General features: G+C 35.1%; 23 protein-coding genes. 18 read left to right on the top strand and 5 right to left on the bottom strand.

Annotated features, from left to right (window positions below; translation table 11 throughout):
- Nucleotides 1-3: 3 nt before the first annotated feature.
- The 3 genes from miaB to Q0L29_RS11740 form a co-directional block, all read right to left on the bottom strand.
- On the bottom strand, nucleotides 4-1,470 hold the full coding sequence (gene miaB / locus Q0L29_RS11750; RefSeq protein ID WP_296621875.1) for a tRNA (N6-isopentenyl adenosine(37)-C2)-methylthiotransferase MiaB: 1,467 nt from the start codon (nucleotides 1,468-1,470) through the stop codon (nucleotides 4-6).
- A gap of 120 nt (nucleotides 1,471-1,590) precedes the next feature.
- Nucleotides 1,591-2,877: an aminodeoxychorismate synthase component I gene (pabB, locus tag Q0L29_RS11745; RefSeq protein ID WP_296621873.1), complete on the bottom strand. Its 1,287-nt coding sequence runs from the start codon at nucleotides 2,875-2,877 to the stop codon at nucleotides 1,591-1,593.
- Nucleotides 2,878-2,962: 85 nt separating this feature from the next.
- A complete protein-coding gene (locus tag Q0L29_RS11740) occupies nucleotides 2,963-3,724 on the bottom strand; it encodes a YceI family protein (RefSeq protein WP_296621871.1) in 762 nt (253 codons plus the stop codon).
- A 120-nt stretch (nucleotides 3,725-3,844) separates the two neighbouring features.
- Here Q0L29_RS11740 and Q0L29_RS11735 point away from each other — a divergent pair, with 120 nt between their 5' ends.
- From Q0L29_RS11735 to katG, 16 genes are all read left to right on the top strand, one after another.
- Nucleotides 3,845-4,357 (top strand): gamma carbonic anhydrase family protein, encoded by a 513-nt coding sequence (locus Q0L29_RS11735; RefSeq protein WP_296621870.1) that lies wholly within the window; start codon nucleotides 3,845-3,847, stop codon nucleotides 4,355-4,357.
- A gap of 142 nt (nucleotides 4,358-4,499) precedes the next feature.
- Entirely contained in the window at nucleotides 4,500-5,501 is a 1,002-nt protein-coding gene (locus Q0L29_RS11730) for a 3-oxoacyl-ACP synthase III family protein (protein ID WP_296621868.1), read from the top strand.
- 63 nt (nucleotides 5,502-5,564) lie between these two features.
- Complete coding sequence (locus Q0L29_RS11725; protein WP_296621866.1) at nucleotides 5,565-5,789, top strand: hypothetical protein; 225 nt, start codon at nucleotides 5,565-5,567, stop codon at nucleotides 5,787-5,789.
- Between the two features lie 53 nt (nucleotides 5,790-5,842).
- A complete protein-coding gene (locus Q0L29_RS11720; RefSeq protein WP_296621865.1) occupies nucleotides 5,843-6,439 on the top strand; it encodes a hypothetical protein in 597 nt (198 codons plus the stop codon).
- A gap of 33 nt (nucleotides 6,440-6,472) precedes the next feature.
- A complete protein-coding gene (locus tag Q0L29_RS11715; RefSeq protein WP_296621863.1) occupies nucleotides 6,473-6,640 on the top strand; it encodes a Lacal_2735 family protein in 168 nt (55 codons plus the stop codon).
- A gap of 11 nt (nucleotides 6,641-6,651) precedes the next feature.
- On the top strand, nucleotides 6,652-7,146 hold the full coding sequence (locus Q0L29_RS11710) for a DinB family protein (protein WP_296621860.1): 495 nt from the start codon (nucleotides 6,652-6,654) through the stop codon (nucleotides 7,144-7,146).
- A gap of 14 nt (nucleotides 7,147-7,160) precedes the next feature.
- Nucleotides 7,161-7,505: a phage holin family protein gene (locus tag Q0L29_RS11705; protein ID WP_296621858.1), complete on the top strand. Its 345-nt coding sequence runs from the start codon at nucleotides 7,161-7,163 to the stop codon at nucleotides 7,503-7,505.
- Nucleotides 7,506-7,571: 66 nt separating this feature from the next.
- Nucleotides 7,572-8,138 (top strand): hypothetical protein, encoded by a 567-nt coding sequence (locus tag Q0L29_RS11700; protein WP_296621856.1) that lies wholly within the window; start codon nucleotides 7,572-7,574, stop codon nucleotides 8,136-8,138.
- Between the two features lie 166 nt (nucleotides 8,139-8,304).
- A complete protein-coding gene (locus Q0L29_RS11695) occupies nucleotides 8,305-8,469 on the top strand; it encodes a DUF1328 domain-containing protein (RefSeq protein ID WP_296621854.1) in 165 nt (54 codons plus the stop codon).
- Nucleotides 8,470-8,612: 143 nt separating this feature from the next.
- Entirely contained in the window at nucleotides 8,613-9,515 is a 903-nt protein-coding gene (locus Q0L29_RS11690; protein WP_296621853.1) for a histone deacetylase, read from the top strand.
- A 41-nt stretch (nucleotides 9,516-9,556) separates the two neighbouring features.
- On the top strand, nucleotides 9,557-10,276 hold the full coding sequence (locus tag Q0L29_RS11685) for a rhomboid family intramembrane serine protease (protein WP_296621851.1): 720 nt from the start codon (nucleotides 9,557-9,559) through the stop codon (nucleotides 10,274-10,276).
- 84 nt (nucleotides 10,277-10,360) lie between these two features.
- Entirely contained in the window at nucleotides 10,361-10,975 is a 615-nt protein-coding gene (locus Q0L29_RS11680) for an OmpH family outer membrane protein (RefSeq protein ID WP_296621849.1), read from the top strand.
- Between the two features lie 174 nt (nucleotides 10,976-11,149).
- Complete coding sequence (locus Q0L29_RS11675) at nucleotides 11,150-12,859, top strand: pyruvate dehydrogenase complex dihydrolipoamide acetyltransferase (protein ID WP_296621847.1); 1,710 nt, start codon at nucleotides 11,150-11,152, stop codon at nucleotides 12,857-12,859.
- An 83-nt stretch (nucleotides 12,860-12,942) separates the two neighbouring features.
- A complete protein-coding gene (gene hslV, locus Q0L29_RS11670; protein ID WP_296621846.1) occupies nucleotides 12,943-13,485 on the top strand; it encodes an ATP-dependent protease subunit HslV in 543 nt (180 codons plus the stop codon).
- A gap of 58 nt (nucleotides 13,486-13,543) precedes the next feature.
- Nucleotides 13,544-13,882: an arsenate reductase (glutaredoxin) gene (arsC, locus tag Q0L29_RS11665; protein ID WP_296621844.1), complete on the top strand. Its 339-nt coding sequence runs from the start codon at nucleotides 13,544-13,546 to the stop codon at nucleotides 13,880-13,882.
- 323 nt (nucleotides 13,883-14,205) lie between these two features.
- Nucleotides 14,206-16,416 (top strand): catalase/peroxidase HPI, encoded by a 2,211-nt coding sequence (katG, locus tag Q0L29_RS11660; RefSeq protein ID WP_296621842.1) that lies wholly within the window; start codon nucleotides 14,206-14,208, stop codon nucleotides 16,414-16,416.
- A 99-nt stretch (nucleotides 16,417-16,515) separates the two neighbouring features.
- Here the strand turns inward: katG and msrA are convergent, their stop codons facing one another.
- On the bottom strand, nucleotides 16,516-17,160 hold the full coding sequence (gene msrA, locus Q0L29_RS11655; RefSeq protein ID WP_296621840.1) for a peptide-methionine (S)-S-oxide reductase MsrA: 645 nt from the start codon (nucleotides 17,158-17,160) through the stop codon (nucleotides 16,516-16,518).
- A 149-nt stretch (nucleotides 17,161-17,309) separates the two neighbouring features.
- Between msrA and Q0L29_RS11650 the strand changes: the two genes are divergently transcribed.
- Nucleotides 17,310-18,383 carry an o-succinylbenzoate synthase gene (locus Q0L29_RS11650; protein ID WP_296621838.1) on the top strand — a complete coding sequence of 358 codons (1,074 nt, stop codon included), beginning with the start codon at nucleotides 17,310-17,312 and terminating at the stop codon, nucleotides 18,381-18,383.
- Between the two features lie 63 nt (nucleotides 18,384-18,446).
- Here the strand turns inward: Q0L29_RS11650 and Q0L29_RS11645 are convergent, their stop codons facing one another.
- Nucleotides 18,447-18,908: a DinB family protein gene (locus Q0L29_RS11645; RefSeq protein WP_296621836.1), complete on the bottom strand. Its 462-nt coding sequence runs from the start codon at nucleotides 18,906-18,908 to the stop codon at nucleotides 18,447-18,449.
- Between the two features lie 108 nt (nucleotides 18,909-19,016).
- Here Q0L29_RS11645 and Q0L29_RS11640 point away from each other — a divergent pair, with 108 nt between their 5' ends.
- Nucleotides 19,017-21,041 carry an NADPH-dependent 2,4-dienoyl-CoA reductase gene (locus Q0L29_RS11640; protein WP_296621835.1) on the top strand — a complete coding sequence of 675 codons (2,025 nt, stop codon included), beginning with the start codon at nucleotides 19,017-19,019 and terminating at the stop codon, nucleotides 21,039-21,041.
- The last annotated feature ends 155 nt before the right edge of the window (nucleotides 21,042-21,196 follow it).

Genomic DNA, 21,196 nt, shown 5'->3' with positions numbered 1-21,196 from the left:
TGTTTAAACTGCTTTTCCTATTAATGTTGCACCTGTGCATTCATCTACATACACATCAACATAATCTCCTTTTTTGTAATTTTCTCTTGGGAAAATCACCACTTTATTGGCTGAATTCCTTCCTTGTAGTTGATCATCAGACCTTTTTGAAGTGCCTTCCACTAAAACTTTGTGTACTTTATTTACAATCAGATGATTTCTTTCAGATGAATGCGCTCTTTGTTTGTTAATGATTTCCTGTAATCTTCTTTTTTTGGTTTCTAAAGGAATATCATCCTCATATTTCTTTTCGGCTAAAGTTCCTGGTCTTTCAGAGTAAAAGAACATATAAGAGAAATCATATTTCACATAATCCATCAAGCTTAATGTGTCCTGATGATCTTCTTCAGTTTCGGAGCAGAAACCTGAAATCATATCAGATGAAATCCCGCATTCTGGCCCTAAAATATCACGGATTGCATCCACTCTGTTGATGTACCAATCTCTGTCATAGGTACGATTCATCATTTTTAAAATACGTGAATTACCGCTTTGAGCTGGCAAATGAATGTATTTACAGATGTTGTCATACCTTTTCATTGTATGCAATACCTCATCTGTAATGTCTTTTGGATGAGAAGTTGAGAATCTTACTCTCAAATCAGGAGAAACATTGGCTACCATTTCAATCAAATTGGCAAAATTGATCACCTCTACTTCTTCTTTCTTCTCAATCTTTTCTAATCTCGCTTTATTATTGATTTCTTCAGACCATTTATAGGAATCGACATTCTGACCTAAAAGCGTAACTTCTCTGTAGCCTCTGTCAAATAAATCCTGAGCTTCTTTTACAATTGAAAAAGGATCACGACTTCTTTCTCTTCCTCTAGTGAATGGCACTACACAGAAAGAACACATATTATCACAACCACGCATGATGGAAATAAATGCAGTTACGCCATTGGAATTTAATCGCACCGGGCTGATGTCTGCATAAGTTTCTTCTCTACTTAAGAATGTATTGACTGCTTTTTCACCATCGTCTACTGTTTTTACCAAATTGGGTAAATCACGGTAGGAATCAGGGCCAGCTACTATATCAACTATCTTTTCTTCTTCTAATAGCTTGGTTTTCAGTCGCTCAGCCATGCATCCCAATATTCCGATCTGCATTTCAGGCTTACTCTTTTTCACTTTATTGAAATCCGTAAGTCTTTTTCTAACCGTCAGTTCAGCCTTTTCTCTGATTGAGCAAGTGTTCAGGAAAATCACATCTGCATTATTGAAATCATTGGTGGTGTCAAAACCATTTTCTTTCATAATGGAAGTAACAATTTCGCTATCAGAGAAATTCATCTGGCAGCCATAGCTTTCAATATATAATTTTCGGCTTTTGCCTGTATTTTCTTCTTTTGATACCTGAACAGCACAAGATTCATCCGTTTTGGTTTCTTCTGCAATGATGTCCAGATCTTTAATCAATTCACTCATATTTGGTATTTATAAAGTGCTTTGTGTTGTATTTATTTATAACAGGCAAAGGTAGCCAATAATTCTTGAAAATGACATTATGGCAGTAGTTTTTCCTTGGGAAATTTAAGATTTGTAAGATTATAGAATACCAAGTGTTTTTTCTATTGCTTTGGCTTTTAGGAGGCATTCTTGATATTCAGCTTCTGCATCAGAATCATATGTAATGGCGCTGCCGACCTGATAATTTAAATCATTGGTTTCTTCATCAAAATAAATACTACGGATGAGCACATTAAAATCAAATTCATTTTCTCCATTGAAATAGCCTATACTTCCTGAAAATACATTTCTTTTGCTGTTTTCGTATTCTTCAATCAATTTCATAGCTCTGATTTTTGGAGCACCCGTCATACTTCCCATTGGGAATGCATTTTTAATGGTATCAACAGAGTGAATTTCATGGCGTTTATTTGCTGAAATAGTGCTGATCATTTGATGTACTTGCTCGAAGCTATAGATGCCGAAAATCTCCTCAACTTTCACACTTCCACTTTTGGCTGATTTGGCTAAATCATTCCTCACTAAATCCACTATCATCATATTTTCAGCTCTTTCTTTCTCGCTTTCAGATAGCTGTTTTTTGTTTTCCTCATCTTCTAAATCCGTTATACCTCTGCTTGCAGTTCCTTTTATGGGCTGACTGATAATTTTATTGTCTTTGAGTTTTATAAAGCGTTCGGGAGAAGCAGAGATTATATATTGTTTGCCCATCTTTAGAAATGATGCAAAAGGAGCTGGAGAGTTATTGCATAGCTCCTGGAATACTTGAATAGGATTTAAGTTTTTAGCTTTTGCTGAATAGTTTATGCAATAATTGATTTCGTAAATATCACCTTCTTCAATGTGGTTTCTTAATTTATTTACTGTGTCAATATATTCGGCTTTATTTGTCCATACTTTTAAATTTCTAATCGATGCTTTTGCTATATTTTTTGCAATGCTTTTTGAAAGTGCGTGTCTAATTTTATTTTGAAATAGTTCGGGATTTTCACTTTGAATGATGAGATGATTTCCTTCAAATGAAATGATACAATCAGGAATAAAGAAATTCATGGGTTCCCAATTGATAACAGATAGATTTTCGCTTTTTAATTTTTCTAATTCATTTTTTAAATCATATCCCAAATAACCAAATAGCTTTTTATCTGGGTTTTCTTTTACGTAAGTTTTTAAAGATTGGAAATATGGAGTACTGAGTTTTATTTTTTCATTTCCTACTGCAATACACTTTAGGAAAGCTCCAAAAGGATATTGTTCTACTTGTTGCGGATGGAAAATGGCCACATATGGAAATTGATTGCTCCAGTCTATTAATGACTCCCAATAATTTGGGAATTGTGATATTTCGATTTTTATAGATTCCAATAGAGCTTATTTTTTGGCAAAATTGCATAAAAAAAGGTTGCTAAAAAATAGTAGCAACCTTCAGTTTCTTTTTAAAAGAAATGGATTACATGTTTTCAGCTTTAGCATCAATATTAAATCCAACACCAACGATGTTATAAATAAATTTGTCTTTTAATTTATCATCGACTTTAGATTCATCCCCATACATTAGACCCCATTTGGTTCTATCAATACTGAAGTTAGTAAAAGCTTTAACTCCTTTGTCATTAACATTAATTTTTGCGGGTACTGTGATAGCTAAAGTTTTTCCTCTCATAGTTAAATTACCTGTTACTTCATGAGTGGCATTTTCTAACTCATATTCCGGTATTTCCATAATTTTTTCATCTTTTGAAGGTTGCTCCATATCATCTTGATAGGAATCGTAATCAGCGGCTGTTTTCTCAGGATTTAGTGATTTTATGGAAACTAACTCGAATATAACCTGAGGATGATTTTCTGCATCAAAAAAGTCATCTGATTGCAAGTGATTCACTAATTTTTTATGATTTTCACGATCATCTTTTAAGTCCGTAATAGTAATTTGATTTAAATCAAAAATGAATTTACCACCGGTTACTTTTCCATCTTTTACAGAAATAGAGCCATCAGAAAGCGCAATGTTTCCATAATGCCTTCCTGTAGGTTTTGTTCCAACAAATTCCATATCAGCTTCATCAGAGGATACAAGTATTTCGATACCTTCTGCTTCTGTTACTTCTTCTGCTTCGCTTACTTTTGCTTCGTCTCCTTTAGGATTGGAAGTGCAAGCAACCGTTAATATTACAGCTAGTGCTAATGCGCTTGTTGTTTTTAAAATTTTCATAATAGATTAGAGATTTTTATTGACTTACTCGAATAACGCCTTAACTTTTATAAAGTTTGTGGAAGTAATATAAAAAGTACATTATTATTAATTTCGATACATATAAAAATATAATATAAAATGGGAATAATTAAGAAATGCGAAGGGAAATTGCCCATCATTGGAGAAAATACTTACATAGCTGACAATGCAGTGATTGTTGGTGATGTGACAATTGGCAAGGAATGCAGCATTTGGTGGAGTGCTGTGGTAAGAGGTGACGTGAACAGTATTATCATAGGTGACCAAACCAATATACAAGATGGAGCCGTTATCCATTGCACTTATCAGAAGGCTTCGACTACTATAGGTAATAAAGTATCTATAGGGCATAAAGCTATTGTTCATGGTTGCACAATTGAAGATTCTGCATTGGTTGGAATGGGAGCTATTGTGATGGATAACGCAGTCGTTCAATCTGGTGCTATGGTGGCAGCAGGAGCTGTGGTTTTAGAAAATACTATTGTAGAGTCAGGTTATATCTATGCTGGAGTTCCCGCCAAAAAAGTAAAAAAGATAGAAGGTGAAATGCAAGAAATTTTTGCTAGGACAGCCAAAAATTACACGCTTTATAAAACTTGGTTTGAAGAATAATTGGTGTAGACATCAGTCGGTTTAAATACTCTGCATGACTACTATTTTTGATTAGAATCCAATATTGCTCTATATTGGGTCGCATTTTGAAATGCTACATTTATTTCAAATGTAACAGGAAACGGAAACGAGTAAATTAAATATGAAAAATTCAAAAATAGTTGGTTTAGGTCATGCTGTACCTCAAACAGTGGTGACCAATGATGATATAGCAAAGTGGATAGACACAACCGATGAATGGATTACAGAACGTACAGGAATAAAGGAAAGACGGTTCTTTGATCCTGAAATAGAGGGCTCTTTAGCTAAAATGGCTAAAAAAGCAACTGATATGGCTTTGGAAAATGCAAAGATGAAAAATGATGATATTGATTTTATCATTTTTGCGAGCATTACGCCTGATTATTTCTTTCCAGGCTCGAGTGTTTTGCTGCAACGAGAGATGGGCATGAGTACAATAGGTTGCTTAGATATTCGCAATGCATGTTCAGGTTTTGTTTATAGTTTATCTGTGGCGGATCAGTTTATTAAAACTGGCATGTATAAAAACATTATGGTTGTAGGTGGTGAAATTCAGTCCAGTGCCATAGATATGTCAGATAGAGGACGCTCAACTGCTGTTATTTTCGGTGATGGGGTAGGAGTAGCTATTATGAGTGCAAGTGACCAGCAGGGTGTTTTGTCCACTCATTTGCACGCTGAAGGAACTTATGCTGAGGAATTATATGTGAAAGACCCAGGGAGTAGTCGGCCAAGAGAAGAAAGACAACCCGAGCAGATTTTAGATACTTCAGGTTATAAAGTGTATATGAACGGAAATATGGTGTTTAAGCATGCGGTAGTTCGTTTCCAGGAAGTCATCAATGAAGCATTGGAAGCAAATAATCTAAAAGCTTCTGATATTGATATGCTAGTACCGCATCAAGCAAACTTACGAATCTCTAAGTTTATTCAATCAAAAATGGGCTTGTCAGATGATAAGGTTTACAATAACATCCAAAAATATGGTAATACTACTGCAGCTTCTATTCCAATTGCATTAAGTGAAGCGTGGCATGAAGGAAAAGTTAAAGAGGGGGATTTAGTTTGCTTAGCTGCTTTTGGTAGTGGATTTACATGGGCATCTGCTCTTATTAGATGGTAATTATCTTATATCTGATGTGATTTTTCTATTTAAATTATTAGATTTATAAAAACAGAAAGAACTATGATTACAAAGCAATATAATCCCAGTCAGCTTGAAGTAGAGTTTGCAAAAGCTATTAAAGAGTTAGCTCCAGAAATTGAGGGCAAATTGAGTCAATTTAAAATAATAGCCGTGGAAGATAATATTAAGGCGGATAACCCCATGGTCAGAGTTAAGTTGACGGATAAAGATAATGACCAACACGAGGTGGTCTTGAAAATTATTCAAAAGCCTGATCAGGTTTAGAAATTTCAAATAAAATTTTATAGGGTGGATAAATTAATTCACCCTTTTTTGTTATGTCAAAATTTACCACCCAAGAATTAGATTTAGCCTCAGACCCAACCGTTCTATTGATTAAATATCGGATGATGGAAAAAGTATGGGAATTCCTGGAGGAGATGCAAGAGGAAATTAGAATTCAATTAATCCCTTTTCAGGATAAATTACCTCACGAATTAAATCTAATTAATGGTAAAATATCAAAAGGTGAAAATTATAAGCGACTGCCTTATATGATGCTTGATTTCCCTGCTTTTTTTACAAAAGATGATATTTTGGCATTTCGTACTATGTTTTATTGGGGAAATTTCATCTCCTCTACTCTTCATTTGCAAGGAAACTATGTAAAAGAATATGGCTTAGCTTTGATTGAATACTATAGAAATTCAGAAGGAATTTATTTTTGTGTGAATAGTTCTCCCTGGGAATACGATTATAAATCCAATAATTACGTACTTTTAAATGGGCTTTGTTCGAATGAAATTGAAGAACATCTTGAGAATACAGATTTTATAAAGCTAAGCATGAAATTTCCAGTTGAGGAAATGCCTGAAAGAAAGCAAGATTTGATTAATTTCCTTTTGGAGGGATTGAAAGTAATTCGAACAAATTGAGTAAGGGACTGTTTTCAAAACTAAAGAAAAACTATGTTTGGATTATTTAAAAAGAAATCAGAAAAAGAAAAGTTAAATGAAGAATACAAAAAGCTTCTAGCAGAATATCATAAATTGAGCAGCATTGACAGAAAGAAGGCTGATCAGAAAATGGCAGAAGCCGAGGAGGTAGCCAAAAAAATGGATGCCATTAAGGAATAAATAACTTAAATATGAATCTAGTACACGCTCCTTTTTATCAGAGTTATGTTGATTTAGTAAAAGATGATATAGAAACTGAACTTAAACATCAAGTCAGTGAGATATCTGTGTTAATCAATAATATTCCGGATGAAAAATGGAAATACAGATATGAAAAAGGAAAATGGACCGTTGCTCAATTAGTGCAGCATTGCATAGATACTGAACGAATTATGGTGTTTCGTGCACTTTCCCTCGCTAGAGGCGAAACGGACTCTCTCCCAGGGTTTTCCGAAAACGATTATGCTACAGTTTCAGAATATTCCCGCCAGAATAAATCAAAAATGGCAGAAGAGTTTTATCATTTAAGAAAAAGTCACTTATCTTTATTCCAATCAATGCCTGACAAAATTCTCAAAAAAGAAGGTGAAGCCGATGGCAAGCCCATTTCTATTATGAGTTTATGGTATATCACTGTTGGACATTGGAAGCACCACCAAAAGGTGTTAGAAAAAAGATATTTTTAATTAAACTTTTTTGCATGAACTTCTTAATCAAATTACTTTTATCCTCACTTGCTGTAATAGTAGCTTCTTACATACTCCCAGGAGCCCATGTGGAAGGCTTTTTTGATGCTCTTGTAGTATCATTGTTTTTAGCATTATTTAGTGCTACTCTCAAACCTCTTTTAGTTATATTAACCATTCCCGTAACTGTATTTACTTTAGGGTTCTTCTTGCTGGTAATCAATGCTTTAATGATTATGTTAGCAGATTATGTGGTGGATGGGTTTTACGTAGATGGCTTTTGGTGGGCATTATTATTTGGTGTAATACTAGCAATCGTAAATAGCATTTTTGAAGCCGTTAGTAAAAAGAGTGAATAAATTTTAAAATATTGTGATTTCTGAAAAAAAATTGTAATTTATTTCCCCAATACTAACCAGTGAACTATGAGTGCTCAAAATCCAGGCTTCGATGCCTTAGAAATCGAGAAATTGAAGCAGAAAATTGCTCAGCAGAAAAACAAATTTGTCTTGGTTGATACCGATGACAATAATGATGAGTATAAGCATTTTCGCTTTACAGGAATGTATGAAGGAAAGGAAGTAATTTATGATGCCGTAATTTATACATTACGATTGCATCATGCCAGTGAGGTATACGAATTGGCTGAACATAAAGCCGCACAGAAATTCCCAAATTTCAAACCCATTAAATTTCAAGAAGACGAAAATGGTGATTTAAGAACGCTGGATAATGTGGAGGAGGAAATTGGTCTTTACATTGCGGAGATGATAGATGATATTGAAGATGAGGAACTGGTAAAAGTTCAGGAGCATGTGGATATGGACAATGGTGGAGAATATGGGATTGGATTGGATATCGGTTTAAATGTGGATGAGGTGGATGATTTAGTGATGAATAAATTTGTGACTGATTTCAATGAAGATAATCTGAATTTAGATGATACTCTTTACTCTTTTGTTTCTGATGAAGAGGAATTTGACGAGAATTAAAAATTATCCCAAGCTTGGTATTTACAATCACAGTCATATCTAAAATAATAATCTAATTTCTTAGGGAGTAGTTGTTTATATTATATAATTAATCTTTTATCATTTCTTTTCGTACAAAAGAGTATAATACTGATTAACTATCATTTTTAAACCTTAAAACTACACTATGTTACGATGGATTGTAATTTTCTTAATTGTTGCGCTAGTAGCAGCTGTATTAGGATTTGGAGGCATAGCCGCTGGAGCCGCGGGAATAGCAAAAATTATTTTTTATATATTTTTGGTACTACTGGTCATATCTGTAATTGCTAGATTAGTAAGAGGCAAGTGACAAGATCTTGAAATAATAAAAAAAGTGCTGATTCAAATGAGTCAGCATTTTTTTTGTCCTATTTTTAATAAAGGATTACGTTAATCTTTAAAAATATTAAACACACTTACTTAGCTTGAGTTATCTTTAGATATTATTACTAAATGTTGAAAATAGCCTACAGAAAAGAATACGCTCATACCTTACCTGAAAATCATCGCTTTCCCATGGAGAAGTATGAACTGCTGCCTGAGCAGTTACTTTATGAAGGGACTGTAACAGAAAGTAATTTCTTTTCACCCGACCTACTATCTGAAGAAGATATTTTAGCTATTCATAAAGAAGAATATTGGCAGAAGCTCAAGAATTTGTCTTTAAGCAGAAAAGAAGAGAGGAGAACAGGGTTCCCTTTATCGGCTGCTTTGGTGGAAAGAGAACGGATTATTAATCAGGGAACTATTGATGCCGCCTATTTTGCTTTGGAATATGGAGTTGCTATGAATATTGCAGGTGGAACCCATCATGCTTTTACCGACAGAGGAGAGGGCTTTTGTTTGTTAAATGATATAGCTATTGCAGCTCATTATTTATTGAAAAATAGTAAAGCTCAAAAAGTATTGGTAGTTGATTTGGATGTGCATCAAGGCAATGGAACAGCCGAGATTTTCCATAACAATCCTGATGTTTTTACTTTTAGCATGCATGGAAAAGGAAATTATCCTATGCATAAAGAAAACTCGGATTTAGATATTGAGCTAGAGGATAAGACGGATGATAAAACTTATCTAAAAATTTTAAGAGAAAATCTTCCGCGATTAATTGATGAACAGCAACCTGACTTTATATTTTTCCAATCGGGCGTAGATGTGTTGGCAACAGATAAATTGGGTAGATTAGGGATGAGCATAGCCGGAGGTAAGGAAAGAGATAAAATTGTTTTTGAGCATTGTTTTAAAAATGAAATTCCAGTTGTAGCAAGCATGGGAGGAGGTTATTCTGAAAAAATAGCTCATATAATTGAAGCAAATGCTAATACTTATCGCCTGGCTCAGGACATCTACTTTTAAAAAATCCCGACCTTTTTTCAGGAATTTCGTATCTTTATTATATGTCTAAAGAAAAATCACTTTTTCGGCAGAGTGTGGTCTTTGGTAGCTACATTATCTTAATCCTATGGCTTGTTAAAGCTGCAGAATGGGGCTTCGCTACAAATTTCGCTCATTTTGGTATTATGCCCCGCCATTTATTGGGAACTATCGGGATATTTACCTCTCCATTTATCCATGGTGATTTTTTGCATTTGCTCTCTAATAGCTTTTCTCTGATGTTATTGATCATCATTTTGTTTTTCTTTTATGATAAAATACCGCTTAAAGCATTACTTTTTATTTATTCAGTAACAGGTATTTTCGTTTGGATAATAGCCAGAGAAGCCTATCATATTGGAGCTAGCGGTGTAATTTACGGCATAGCTTCTTTTATTTTATTTAGCGGTCTTTTGCGTAAAAACCAATCCTCATTAGCGCTTTCTTTTGTGGTGCTGCTTTTATATGGAGGTATGTTTTATGGCGTATTACCTCAAGATGGCCACATTTCTTGGGAGTCGCATTTGATGGGTTTATTAAGCGGTCTTTTGGTTGCTTTGTGGATGAAAAATGATTTTGCAGGACAAGCAGAGCTGAAATTGTATTTTGAGAAGGATTGGGAGGAAGAAGAATACGAAGATGATGGAGAGAATTATAATTTCACCAACCCAGACCATCAATTTTTATATGAGTATAAGGATTTGAAAAAGCAGGAAGATAATAAAGGTGAAAATTTAGATTAATTCTGAAAATTATAGGCTTTGCACTTTAATTTGTTTGATTAACTTTGCAAGCGTTTGTAAAACCTAATCTAAAATATAATACACGTGAAAAACTTATTAATAGTACTAAATGTCATTTTAATTGTAGCAGTTGCTTATTTATTTATTGACAAATTCAGTGGAAGCGAGCAAGCAGAGGAAAATACCTCAACTGAGCAAAAAGATGATAAAATATATCAAAATGTAGCCATAGCCTATGTTCATTCTGATTCTTTATTAGCAAATTATGATTTCATGAAAGAAATTCAATCTGAATTAGGTGACCTTTCTCAAAAATATGAGAAAGAATATCAAAACAGAGCGCAAGGTTTACAAAATGAAATTAGTGATTTCCAGAGAACAGCTCAAAACCTAACAGTGGCACAGGGTAAAGCGTTGGAAGAAAACTTGATGAAGAAACAGCAGAATTTAAGAGTTTATCAGGAAGATTTATCAATGAAATTACGTCAGAAAGAGGCAGAATTGAATAATGAGTTATACAAAACCATAAGTGATTATTTAAAAGTGTATGGTGATAAAAACAATCTTCAATTGGTTTTGACTTACTCAAGAGGTAGTGATGTATTGTATGCCAATGAAGGATTGGAAATCACCAATGAAGTAATTGAAGGTTTGAATAAAGCTTACAATGAAAAAGCTGAGACGGAAGCCTCTGAATAAAAGAAATTAATTTATTTGTATTGGCCCGTTCCTTAAATGGTGCGGGCTTTTTAATTTCGCCTAAATTTAAAACATTAGGAAAGTTTTCGGGTATTATTAATACTTTACTTCAATTAATTTGAATTAAGGTTGAATTCCCATTATTTTTGACAAGTTTAATAGAAATCGACATATATGGCTGAAGTAATAAAAATGCCCAAAATGAGTGACACCATGGAGGAAGGCGTAATTGCCTCATGGTTGGTAAAAGAGGGCGATGAGGTATCATCAGGAGATATATTGGCTGAGGTAGAAACCGATAAAGCCACAATGGAATTAGAATCTTACGAAGACGGAGTGATTTTACATATAGGCATCAAAGAAGGTGATGCTGTCCCTGTTGATGGAGTAATTGCCATCATAGGTGAAAAGGGTGAAGATATTGATGATTTATTGAAAGAAATCGAAAACGGTGGAGACTCCAATAAATCAGAAAAATCTGAAGAGAGTAAGTCTGAAGACAAAGATAAATCTGAGGATAAAAAATCAGAGAAGGGTAGCGATGAAGAAATTGATGCTTCAGATGTGAATGCGACTTTAATCACCATGCCGAAAATGAGTGATACCATGGAAGAAGGAGTAATTGCTTCATGGTTGAAGAAAGAAGGAGATAAAGTAGAAGCCGGAGATATCTTAGCTGAGGTTGAAACTGATAAAGCCACGATGGAATTAGAGGCTTATGAGGATGGTACTTTATTGTATATAGGAATTAAAGAAGGAGATGCTGCCCCAATTGATGGCGTTATAGCTGTGATTGGTGAAGAGGGTGCTGATTATGAGAAATTAATCAAAGCACATGAGCAAAAATCTTCTGGTGGAGAAAGCAAGAAAGAAGATAAAGAAGAAAAGAAAGAGAAGTCTGAAGATAAAAAATCATCTGAAAGTAAATCTGATTCAGGAAGTCCTAAACCGACTCCACCTGCAGAAGCTGCTAATAAAGAGAAAAATGGCAAAGATAGTGGAAGAGTTTTTGCAAGTCCGTTAGCTAAGAAGATTGCTAAAGATAAAGGAATTGATTTAGCCGAAGTAGAAGGCTCAGGTGGTAATGGAAGAATCATTAAATCTGATGTAGAAAACTTCACTCCTAAGCAAAAATCTAAAGAAGCTTCAAAACAAGATACTTCATCCGATCAGGCCATGAGTATTCCACAAGTAGTGGGAGAGGAGAGCTATGAAGAAGTGAAGGTTTCTCAGATGAGAAAAACAGTTGCCAAAAGACTTGCTGAAAGTAAGTTCAGTGCTCCTCATTTTTATGTGACTATGGAGATCAATATGGATAAAGCCATGGAAGCCCGTAAAAGTATTAATGAGGTGAGTCCTGTTAAAATATCTTTTAATGACATGGTCATAAAAGCGGTAGCAGCATCATTGCGTCAGCATCCAAAAGTGAATAGCTCATGGATGGGAGATAAAATCAGAAGAAATAATCATATCCATGTTGGAATGGCAGTAGCTGTTGAGGAAGGTTTATTAGTTCCTGTAATTCGTTTTGCAGATAATAAGTCATTGTCTCACATTGCAACTGAAGCAAAAGAATTTGCTAAAAAGGCTAAAAATAAAGAATTAGAACAAAAAGATTGGGAAGGAAATACTTTTACCATCTCTAATTTAGGAATGTTTGGTGTAGAGGAATTCACAGCCATTATCAATCCGCCTGATGCTTGTATTTTGGCAGTAGGTGGAATCAAACAAACGGCTATTGTGAAAGATGGTCAATTGGTTCCAGGTAACGTAATGAAAGTAACGCTTTCATGCGACCACAGAGTTGTGGATGGAGCAGTTGGTTCTGCATTCTTACAAACCTTAAAAGGATTGTTGGAAGACCCAGTGAGAATATTGATTTAAAAATTATACTAACTTGTATAATGAAGTCTCGTTGTTTTATAACGAGACTTTTTTATTACTGATATTTAAGCCAAAAAATTAAGATGACAAAAATAAGATCAACTACCGTTTGCGCGGTTGTGCACAAAGGCCAAGTAGCTATTGGAGCTGATGGCCAGGCAACGATGGGGAATACTGTTGCTAAAAGTAATGTTAAGAAAATCAGAAAGCTTCAAGACGGTAAAATCGTAACGGGCTTTGCCGGTTCCACTGCGGATGCTTTTAATTTATTAGAAAAATTCGATGAAAAGCTTAATGCTTTTGGTGGCAATATGAAACGTTCTGCTATTGAATTAGCAAAAGATTGGAGAACAGATCGTTATCTAAGAAAGCTCGAAGCTATGATGATTGTAGCCGATAAGGATGAGGTTTTAATTATTTCCGGTACGGGAGATGTTTTAGAACCTGATAATCAGATTGCAACCATAGGTTCCGGTAGTATGTATGCTCAATCTGCGGCAACGGCTTTGAAAAAGCATGCCGGGGATAAATTATCTGCAGAAGATATCGTGAGAGAAAGCTTACATATCGCAGCTGATATTTGTATTTACACGAACCATAATTTGGTAGTGGAAACTATAGGTTAATATTTTGAAATGCAGTCTTTTTTGATATCTCATAAAGACACTTTTAAATTCATGTACTATGAAATTTTATCATAATCCAAGATGTGGGAAAAGCAGAGAAGCTTTGAAATTATTACAGGAAAAAGGAGTTGAACCTGAAATAGTGGAATATTTAAAGAATATCCCCACTCATGCTGAATTAGAAGACGTACTTAAGAAACTTGACATGAAGGCGGAAGATCTGTTGCGCAAAAATGAGAAGGTCTTCAAAGAAATGTATAAAGGAAAAGATTTATCCGATTCTAAGTGGATTGAGGCTATGATTGCAGAACCTAAGTTAATCGAAAGGCCAATTTTTATTAAAGGAGATAAAGCGGTGGTGGGCAGACCACCTGAAAAAGTATTGGAATTAATTTGAGTTTACCATCAAATTAATCTGAAAAAAGGGTGATAAGCATTTAATGTTTATCACCTTTTTTTATGCTCATTTTCTTAATCTATATAGAAACTCAGGTTAGTAGAATCTCACTTTTCTCAGTTTGAAAGTAAATTGAGTTGTTAGATGAATATACCGTTACTGTAATTGATACTTTTAAGTTATAAGATAATTCTTTAAATTATAAGGAATTTAAAGAGTACAACATATAATAATCATCTATATTAATATAAATAATATAGATAAAAATAATTGAAAGTAAAGTCGTAAATTACAATTAGTAATCAAAAACAAATTTTTTTATTATGGAACATATGAATAATCTCGGAGATGTAGGGAAGTGCCCCGTAATGCATGGTGGTAATACCAAAATCGGTGGCAACGGCTCTATGAATAAAGATTGGTGGCCTAACCAATTGAATTTAGGAATCTTACACCAACATTCTTCAAAATCAAATCCATTAGGAGAAGACTTTAATTACGCAGAGGCTTTTAAAAAAGTAAACTTAAAAGAGTTAAAAAAAGATATTGAAGAAGTATTGACCACTTCTCAAGACTGGTGGCCAGCCGATTATGGTCATTATGGTCCTTTTATGATTAGAATGGCTTGGCACAGTGCTGGTACTTACAGAACTGGTGATGGTCGTGGTGGTGCCGGAACAGGTAATCAAAGATTTGCTCCGATCAATAGCTGGCCAGACAATGGTAACTTAGATAAAGCAAGAAGATTACTTTGGCCTATCAAGCAAAAATATGGAAATGGTATTTCATGGGCCGATTTATTTATTTTGACAGGAAATGTAGCCTTAGAGTCTATGGGATTCAAAACTTTCGGTTTTGGTGGTGGACGTGAAGATATTTTCCAGCCTGAAGAAGACATTTATTGGGGTGCTGAGGAAACCTGGTTAGGAAACAACCGCTACACTGCTGAAAGAGATTTAGAAAATCCTTTAGCTGCTGTGCAAATGGGTTTGATTTATGTAAATCCAGAAGGTCCTGATGGAAATCCTGATCCACAGAAATCTGCTAATGACATTCGTGAGACCTTTAAGCGTATGGCTATGAATGATTATGAAACTGCAGCATTAACAGCTGGTGGTCATACATTTGGTAAAACTCATGGTGCTGGTGATGCAGCTTTAGTTGGTCCTGAGCCGGAAGCAGCTCCAATGGAGCAAATGGGTTTAGGGTGGATTAGTAGCCACAAATCCGGTAAAGGTAGAGATACCATTACCAGTGGTTTAGAAGGCGCATGGACTCCAACTCCAACACAATGGGACATGAGTTATTTTGATGTCTTATTTGGTTATGATTGGGAATTGTCTAAAAGTCCGGCTGGTGCACATCAATGGACTCCCAAAAATTTAGCAGATAAAGATAAAGCCCCTGACGCTGAAGATGCATCTATGAAAGTGGATATTATGATGTCTACTGCTGATATGGCCATGAAAGTGGATCCTGATTATCGCAAAATATGCGAGCACTTTCACAAAAATCCTGAAGAGTTTGCAGATGCATTTGCCAGAGCTTGGTTTAAATTAACACACAGAGACATGGGACCTAAAGTGAGATATTTAGGACCAGAGGTTCCAGCCGAAGATTTAGATTGGCAAGATCCAATTCCTGCTGTTGATTATGAAATCATCAATGATAAGGATATTAGAGAGTTAAAAGCTCAGATTTTAGAAACTGGTCTTTCTGTATCTGAATTGGTTTATACTGCCTGGTCGTCTGCTTCTACTTTCAGAGGTTCTGATAAAAAAGGTGGAGCAAATGGGGCAAGAATAGCCTTAACTCCGCAAAAAGATTGGGAAGTAAATCAACCTGCTCAATTGTCTAAAGTATTGAATGCGCTTACCGATATTCAGAAGAAATTCAATGATGCTCAGTCTGGAAATAAAAAAGTTTCTTTAGCAGATTTAATTGTATTAGGTGGTTGCGCTGCAGTAGAGAAAGCAGCAAAAGATGCTGGTCACAGCGTAGAGGTTCCTTTTACTCCAGGTCGTGCGGATACTACCCAAGAATTAACTGATGCTGATTCATTCGAATGGTTGAAGCCGGAAGCAGATGGCTTTAGAAACTACAGAAGGGCAGCATTTACAGTGCCGGATGAAGAAATGTTGATTGATAAAGCGCAGTTATTAGAGCTAAGTGCTCCTGAAATGACTGTATTAGTAGGAGGTTTAAGAGCATTGGATGCTAATTATAATAATTCAAAGCATGGCGTTTTGACTAATAATCCAGGGAAACTCACTAATGATTTCTTTGTAAACATTACCGATATTAATACAACATGGTCTCCTGCCAAAGAGGATGATATTTTCGAAGGTAAAGACAGAAATAGTGGTGATGGAAAATGGACTGCTACCAGAGTTGATTTAGTATTTGGTTCGAATTCTCAATTGAGGGCAATATCTGAAGTTTATGCTCAAAATGATGCTAAAGAGAAATTTGTAAAAGATTTCATTAAAGCATGGGATAAAGTGATGAACTTAGATAGATTCGATCTGAAATAACAATTAAAAATCACTTGAAATTAAAAAAGACAACTCGTGTGGGTTGTCTTTTTTTTATATAATGTATCCTCTTAACTCTCTTATCTAGACTCTAAAAAACTATTTCTTCAATAAATCCTTAAAAGTCTTTGCTACCTTATCAATTTTAGGCTTAGAAACATTTACTATATATCGATCATTAGGGTTTTTCTTTTCATAATCCTGGTGATACTTCTCTGCTTCCCAAAATTTATCAAAAGCAGTGAGTTCCGTTACGATTTCATTATCAAATTTTGAGGCTAGTTCGTTCATTTTTTTCAGAGCTAAATTCTTTTCTGTTGAATTTCGGTAGAAAATAGCAGAACGATATTGTTTACCTACGTCAGGTCCTTGTCTATTCAGCTGAGTTGGGTCATGAGCAACAAAAAAGATATCTAAGAGTGTTTCGTAACTAATTATAGATGAATCATATAAAACCATCACCGCCTCAGCATGATTGGTTCTTCCATAACTCACTTCTTTATAAGATGGGTTCTTCTCTTCTCCTCCGGAATATCCTGAAAAAGCTTCTTTTACTCCTTTTATTTGCTCAAATGAGGCTTCCACACACCAAAAACAACCACCTGCAAAATAGGCTGTATCTAAGGCTTCTGTGGTTTGAATTGATTGGATTTCTGTGTTAGTATTTTCTGCCTTTTTATTTTCAGCTGCGCAAGCGAAAAATAATAAACTTAAGATTATGATTGCTGTATTTCTTATCATCATGATTTTTATTTTCAAAAGGAACGACTATAGATGGTATTTAGTTTTCGAAAAAGAATTTTTATATAACATCAAGAATAAGGTTAAATATTTAGAATGCATTTGAAATGGAAGAAAAAAGCTTTCTAAATTAGCATAAATATTATTCTATTATGAAAATAACCTCTTCCTCCATAAAACACCAAACACTTCAATTCAAATTCGAAGCGGGCACCTCCCGTGGCACTCTAAAGGAAAAGGATACCTGGTATTTGAAGTTGTTTTCAGAAAATAAATTGATTGGAATAGGAGAGGCGGGGCCATTAAAAGGCTTAAGTACTGACCCATTAGAGGAAATGGAAGCAGAGCTGGAAAAGGTTTGTGAGCGATTAATCGGCTTAGAAATACCAAAATCTATGGAAGAAGCATTTGAAACTGCTAAGAGTATTTCTCCTGAAGGGTTTTCCAGTATTCGATTTGCAGTTGAAACTGCTTTATTGGATGCTATTCATGGCGGTAAGAAAGTCATTTTTAATACTCCATTTTATCAGGGTAAAGAAAGAATTCCGATTAACGGATTAATTTGGATGGGAAGCAAGGAATTCATGCAAAAGCAAATTCAGGAAAAACTAGAAGCTGGTTTCAATTGTATTAAAATGAAGATAGGTGCAATTGATTTTCAAACTGAATTGAAACTATTACAATCAATCCGGTCCAAATATAGCCAAAGTGAAATCACATTGCGAGTGGATGCTAATGGGGCTTTTGCTCCAGATGAAGCCTTAGAAAAATTAAATGAGTTGGCTAAATTGGGTTTACATTCGATTGAACAGCCTATTAAAGCAGGTCAAATTAAAGAGATGAGCAAACTATGTGCGTCAACTCCTTTGCCTATTGCCTTGGATGAAGAGTTGATTGGTATCCGTAAACTAGAAAAAAAGATTACTTTGCTAGAGGATATAAAACCTCAGTACATAATATTAAAACCCAGTTTAATAGGCGGAATACAATCTACTTTGGAGTGGATTAGAATAGCCGAATCAATGAATATAGGCTGGTGGATGACCAGTATGCTCGAATCCAATATTGGCTTAAATGCGATTTGTCAACTAGCATCCTTTTTAAAAGTTGAAATGCCTCAAGGCTTGGGAACAGGACAGTTGTATCATAATAATATTTCATCACCCATTAGCATAGCAAATGGTGAAACTTTTTATGATGCTGCAAAGGAGTGGGGGGAATTGTGATTTGTTCATTTTCTTAGTGTAACTCCGTAAAAAACTCTGTGCCCTTGGTGGTTAAAGTTAAACTTAGTACCCCAAAGCCTTCTTAATAGCCATCACATACCCTAAATGCACAGCTTCATGGATATTGTTAAACTGCAAGGCATCATTAAAGCTATTTAAAGTAATTCCGAAACTAGTTTCATACTTTTGATACTCACCGAACCTCATTTCTTTGATATCATAACTCAATTGCTCATCTGCAATTTCACCCAATTCAAAAATAGTATCTAATTCTGTTTTAGGATTTTCTACATCCGAAGGGAAACTTCCTTTTTTATAACGCTTTATAAAATCAGTAGGGAGCGTGAAATCCAGTCCTGACATTCCATAAATCAACACATTCTGAGTAACTACCGCATGCCCGATATTCCATATAATATGATTATTAAAACCAGCGGGAATCATTATCAAATCGGCTTCATTTACCTTTTCAACAGCCTTTTCGAAATTCTTTCTAATAGCTTTATGGTTGGTGATTACTTGCATATTATTTCAATTTTGTGACGAAAATACAGATAAAATCACGATATTTTAAGCCTTTTAAAAAAGATTATATAAATTGCTTATTGTTCTGCATGCATACTAAATTTACTTATGGCACATTCAACTTATCCGCACTTATTTGAACCTTTAGATTTAGGTTTTACCCAATTAAAAAACAGAGTTTTAATGGGTTCTATGCACACTGGGCTTGAAGAAGCTAAAGGTGGTTTTGAAAAAATGGCCGTTTTTTATGCTGAGAGAGCAAGGGGTGGAGCAGGATTGATAGTAACAGGAGGCGTTTCTCCCAACTGGCAAGGTTGGTTAAAACCTTTCTCCATCCGGATGACGAAAAAAAGTCATGTTAAAAAGCATAAAATCGTTACTGATGCGGTACATGAAGCAGGTGGGAAAATATGTATGCAGATTTTGCATGCCGGCAGATATGGGTATCATCCTTTTAGTTTAGCACCTTCAGCTATAAAAGCTCCCATTAATCCTTTTAAGCCTTTCAAAATGTCTGCTAGGAGAATTAAATCTACAATAAAAGACTATGCGAAATCAGCTCAATTGGCTAAAGAAGCGGGTTATGATGGAGTCGAAATAATGGGTTCTGAAGGTTATTTGATCAATCAGTTTATCGTAAAACATACCAACAAAAGAACTGACGAATGGGGAGGTAACTATGAAAATAGAATTAAACTCCCTATCGAAATTGTAAAAGCAGTAAGAGAGGCAGTTGGAAAGGATTTCATCATCATTTTCCGTTTGTCTATGTTGGATTTAATCCCTGAAGGAAGTACTTGGGAAGAAGTGGTTCAGCTAGCCAAGGAATTAGAAAAAGAAGGTGTTACTATCATCAATACAGGAATTGGATGGCATGAGGCTAGAGTTCCCACCATTGTTACCAGCGTACCTCGTGCAGCATTCACTTGGGTGACGGAAAGAATGAAAAAGGAAGTGAATATTCCTTTAATTACCACCAATAGGATTAATATGCCACAAACGGCTGAGGAAGTTTTGTCCTCTGGTCAGGCCGATATGGTTTCCATGGCGAGACCATTCTTGGCAGATCCAGAAATCATCAATAAATCAGAGCAAGGTAGGGAAGATGAGATTAATACCTGCATAGCTTGTAATCAAGCATGTCTCGATCATGTTTTTAAAAATATTACCAGTAGCTGTCTGGTAAACCCAAAAGCATGTCATGAAACCGAATTAGTAGCACAGCCACTACAAAAATCTAAGGTTATTGCTGTAGTTGGAGCAGGCCCGGCAGGAATGGCTTTTAGCACGGAAGCTTCCAAAAGAGGGCATCAAGTGACTTTATTTGATGCGGCTCAAGAAATTGGCGGCCAGTTCAATATGGCAAAGCAAATACCGGGTAAGGAAGAATTTTATGAAACACTTCGCTATTTCAAAAAGCAGATTGAGTTGACAGGAGTTACTTTAAAATTGAATATTAAAGTCTCAGCAGAAGATCTAAAAGATTTTGATGAAGTGGTGGTAGCTACGGGAGTTAATCCACGTGACCCGAAGATCCCGGGACAGGAAAATGAAAAAGTACTTTCTTATATAGATGTTTTAAAAGCTCATAAGCCAGTTGGAAAAAAAGTAGCCATAATAGGTGCTGGAGGAATTGGTTTTGATGTAGCGGAATACCTTACTCATCCTCAGGAAGAAAATCATGATGATTTAAAAGCCTTTTTCAAAGAATGGGGGGTAGATATGGACTTCGAGGAAAGAGGAGGAATCGAAGGAAAGCCGATTAAGATTGAACCACCAAGAGAGATTACTATGCTACAGCGCTCAGAAGGGAAAATGGGAGCGAAGTTAGGTAAAACCACTGGTTGGGTTCATAGAAATTCATTACGAAATCGTCAGGTTAAAATGGTGACTAACATTCAATATGATAAAATTGACGATAAAGGTCTATATATCACTAAAGACGGAAAACAAGAATTGCTTGAGGTAGATAATATCATTCTTTGTGCTGGTCAGTTACCGGAGAAAAGCCTTTTTAATTCGTTAACTGAAAAAGGAATTAAAACTCACTTAATTGGAGGTGCTTTCGAAGCAGCTGAGTTGGATGCTAAAAAAGCCATTAAACAAGCAACAAAACTGGCTTTGGAAATTTGATTATGCATATACAATAAATGTTTTGCAGTCCATTCATGTAAATTTATCAACCCAATAACATGGTAACTTAATTAACATTATCCCGTCTTTACTTTTATATTTCTACCATTATTGGCATTTTTGGGTTCGAATTGAATTTTAACATAATAAAATAT

The sequence above is a fragment of the Marivirga sp. genome (assembly GCF_024636815.1).
Classification (GTDB): Bacteria; Bacteroidota; Bacteroidia; order Cytophagales; family Cyclobacteriaceae; genus Marivirga.
This window is presented reverse-complemented; position numbering and strand designations above follow the sequence as displayed.

Bases quoted from the DNA above. Each gene is read 5' to 3' on its own strand.
- miaB (WP_296621875.1), bottom strand. From the start codon at position 1,470: ATGAGTGAATTGATTAAAGATCTGGACATCATTGCAGAAGAAACCAAA.
- Q0L29_RS11740 (WP_296621871.1), bottom strand. From the start codon at position 3,724: ATGAAAATTTTAAAAACAACAAGCGCATTAGCACTAGCTGTAATATTA.
- Q0L29_RS11735 (WP_296621870.1), top strand. From the start codon at position 3,845: ATGGGAATAATTAAGAAATGCGAAGGGAAATTGCCCATCATTGGAGAA.
- Q0L29_RS11730 (WP_296621868.1), top strand. From the start codon at position 4,500: ATGAAAAATTCAAAAATAGTTGGTTTAGGTCATGCTGTACCTCAAACA.
- Q0L29_RS11725 (WP_296621866.1), top strand. From the start codon at position 5,565: ATGATTACAAAGCAATATAATCCCAGTCAGCTTGAAGTAGAGTTTGCA.
- Q0L29_RS11720 (WP_296621865.1), top strand. From the start codon at position 5,843: ATGTCAAAATTTACCACCCAAGAATTAGATTTAGCCTCAGACCCAACC.
- Q0L29_RS11715 (WP_296621863.1), top strand. From the start codon at position 6,473: ATGTTTGGATTATTTAAAAAGAAATCAGAAAAAGAAAAGTTAAATGAA.
- Q0L29_RS11710 (WP_296621860.1), top strand. From the start codon at position 6,652: ATGAATCTAGTACACGCTCCTTTTTATCAGAGTTATGTTGATTTAGTA.
- Q0L29_RS11705 (WP_296621858.1), top strand. From the start codon at position 7,161: ATGAACTTCTTAATCAAATTACTTTTATCCTCACTTGCTGTAATAGTA.
- Q0L29_RS11700 (WP_296621856.1), top strand. From the start codon at position 7,572: ATGAGTGCTCAAAATCCAGGCTTCGATGCCTTAGAAATCGAGAAATTG.
- Q0L29_RS11695 (WP_296621854.1), top strand. From the start codon at position 8,305: ATGTTACGATGGATTGTAATTTTCTTAATTGTTGCGCTAGTAGCAGCT.
- Q0L29_RS11690 (WP_296621853.1), top strand. From the start codon at position 8,613: ATGTTGAAAATAGCCTACAGAAAAGAATACGCTCATACCTTACCTGAA.
- Q0L29_RS11685 (WP_296621851.1), top strand. From the start codon at position 9,557: ATGTCTAAAGAAAAATCACTTTTTCGGCAGAGTGTGGTCTTTGGTAGC.
- Q0L29_RS11675 (WP_296621847.1), top strand. From the start codon at position 11,150: ATGGCTGAAGTAATAAAAATGCCCAAAATGAGTGACACCATGGAGGAA.
- hslV (WP_296621846.1), top strand. From the start codon at position 12,943: ATGACAAAAATAAGATCAACTACCGTTTGCGCGGTTGTGCACAAAGGC.
- arsC (WP_296621844.1), top strand. From the start codon at position 13,544: ATGAAATTTTATCATAATCCAAGATGTGGGAAAAGCAGAGAAGCTTTG.
- katG (WP_296621842.1), top strand. From the start codon at position 14,206: ATGGAACATATGAATAATCTCGGAGATGTAGGGAAGTGCCCCGTAATG.
- msrA (WP_296621840.1), bottom strand. From the start codon at position 17,160: ATGATGATAAGAAATACAGCAATCATAATCTTAAGTTTATTATTTTTC.
- Q0L29_RS11650 (WP_296621838.1), top strand. From the start codon at position 17,310: ATGAAAATAACCTCTTCCTCCATAAAACACCAAACACTTCAATTCAAA.
- Q0L29_RS11645 (WP_296621836.1), bottom strand. From the start codon at position 18,908: ATGCAAGTAATCACCAACCATAAAGCTATTAGAAAGAATTTCGAAAAG.
- Q0L29_RS11640 (WP_296621835.1), top strand. From the start codon at position 19,017: ATGGCACATTCAACTTATCCGCACTTATTTGAACCTTTAGATTTAGGT.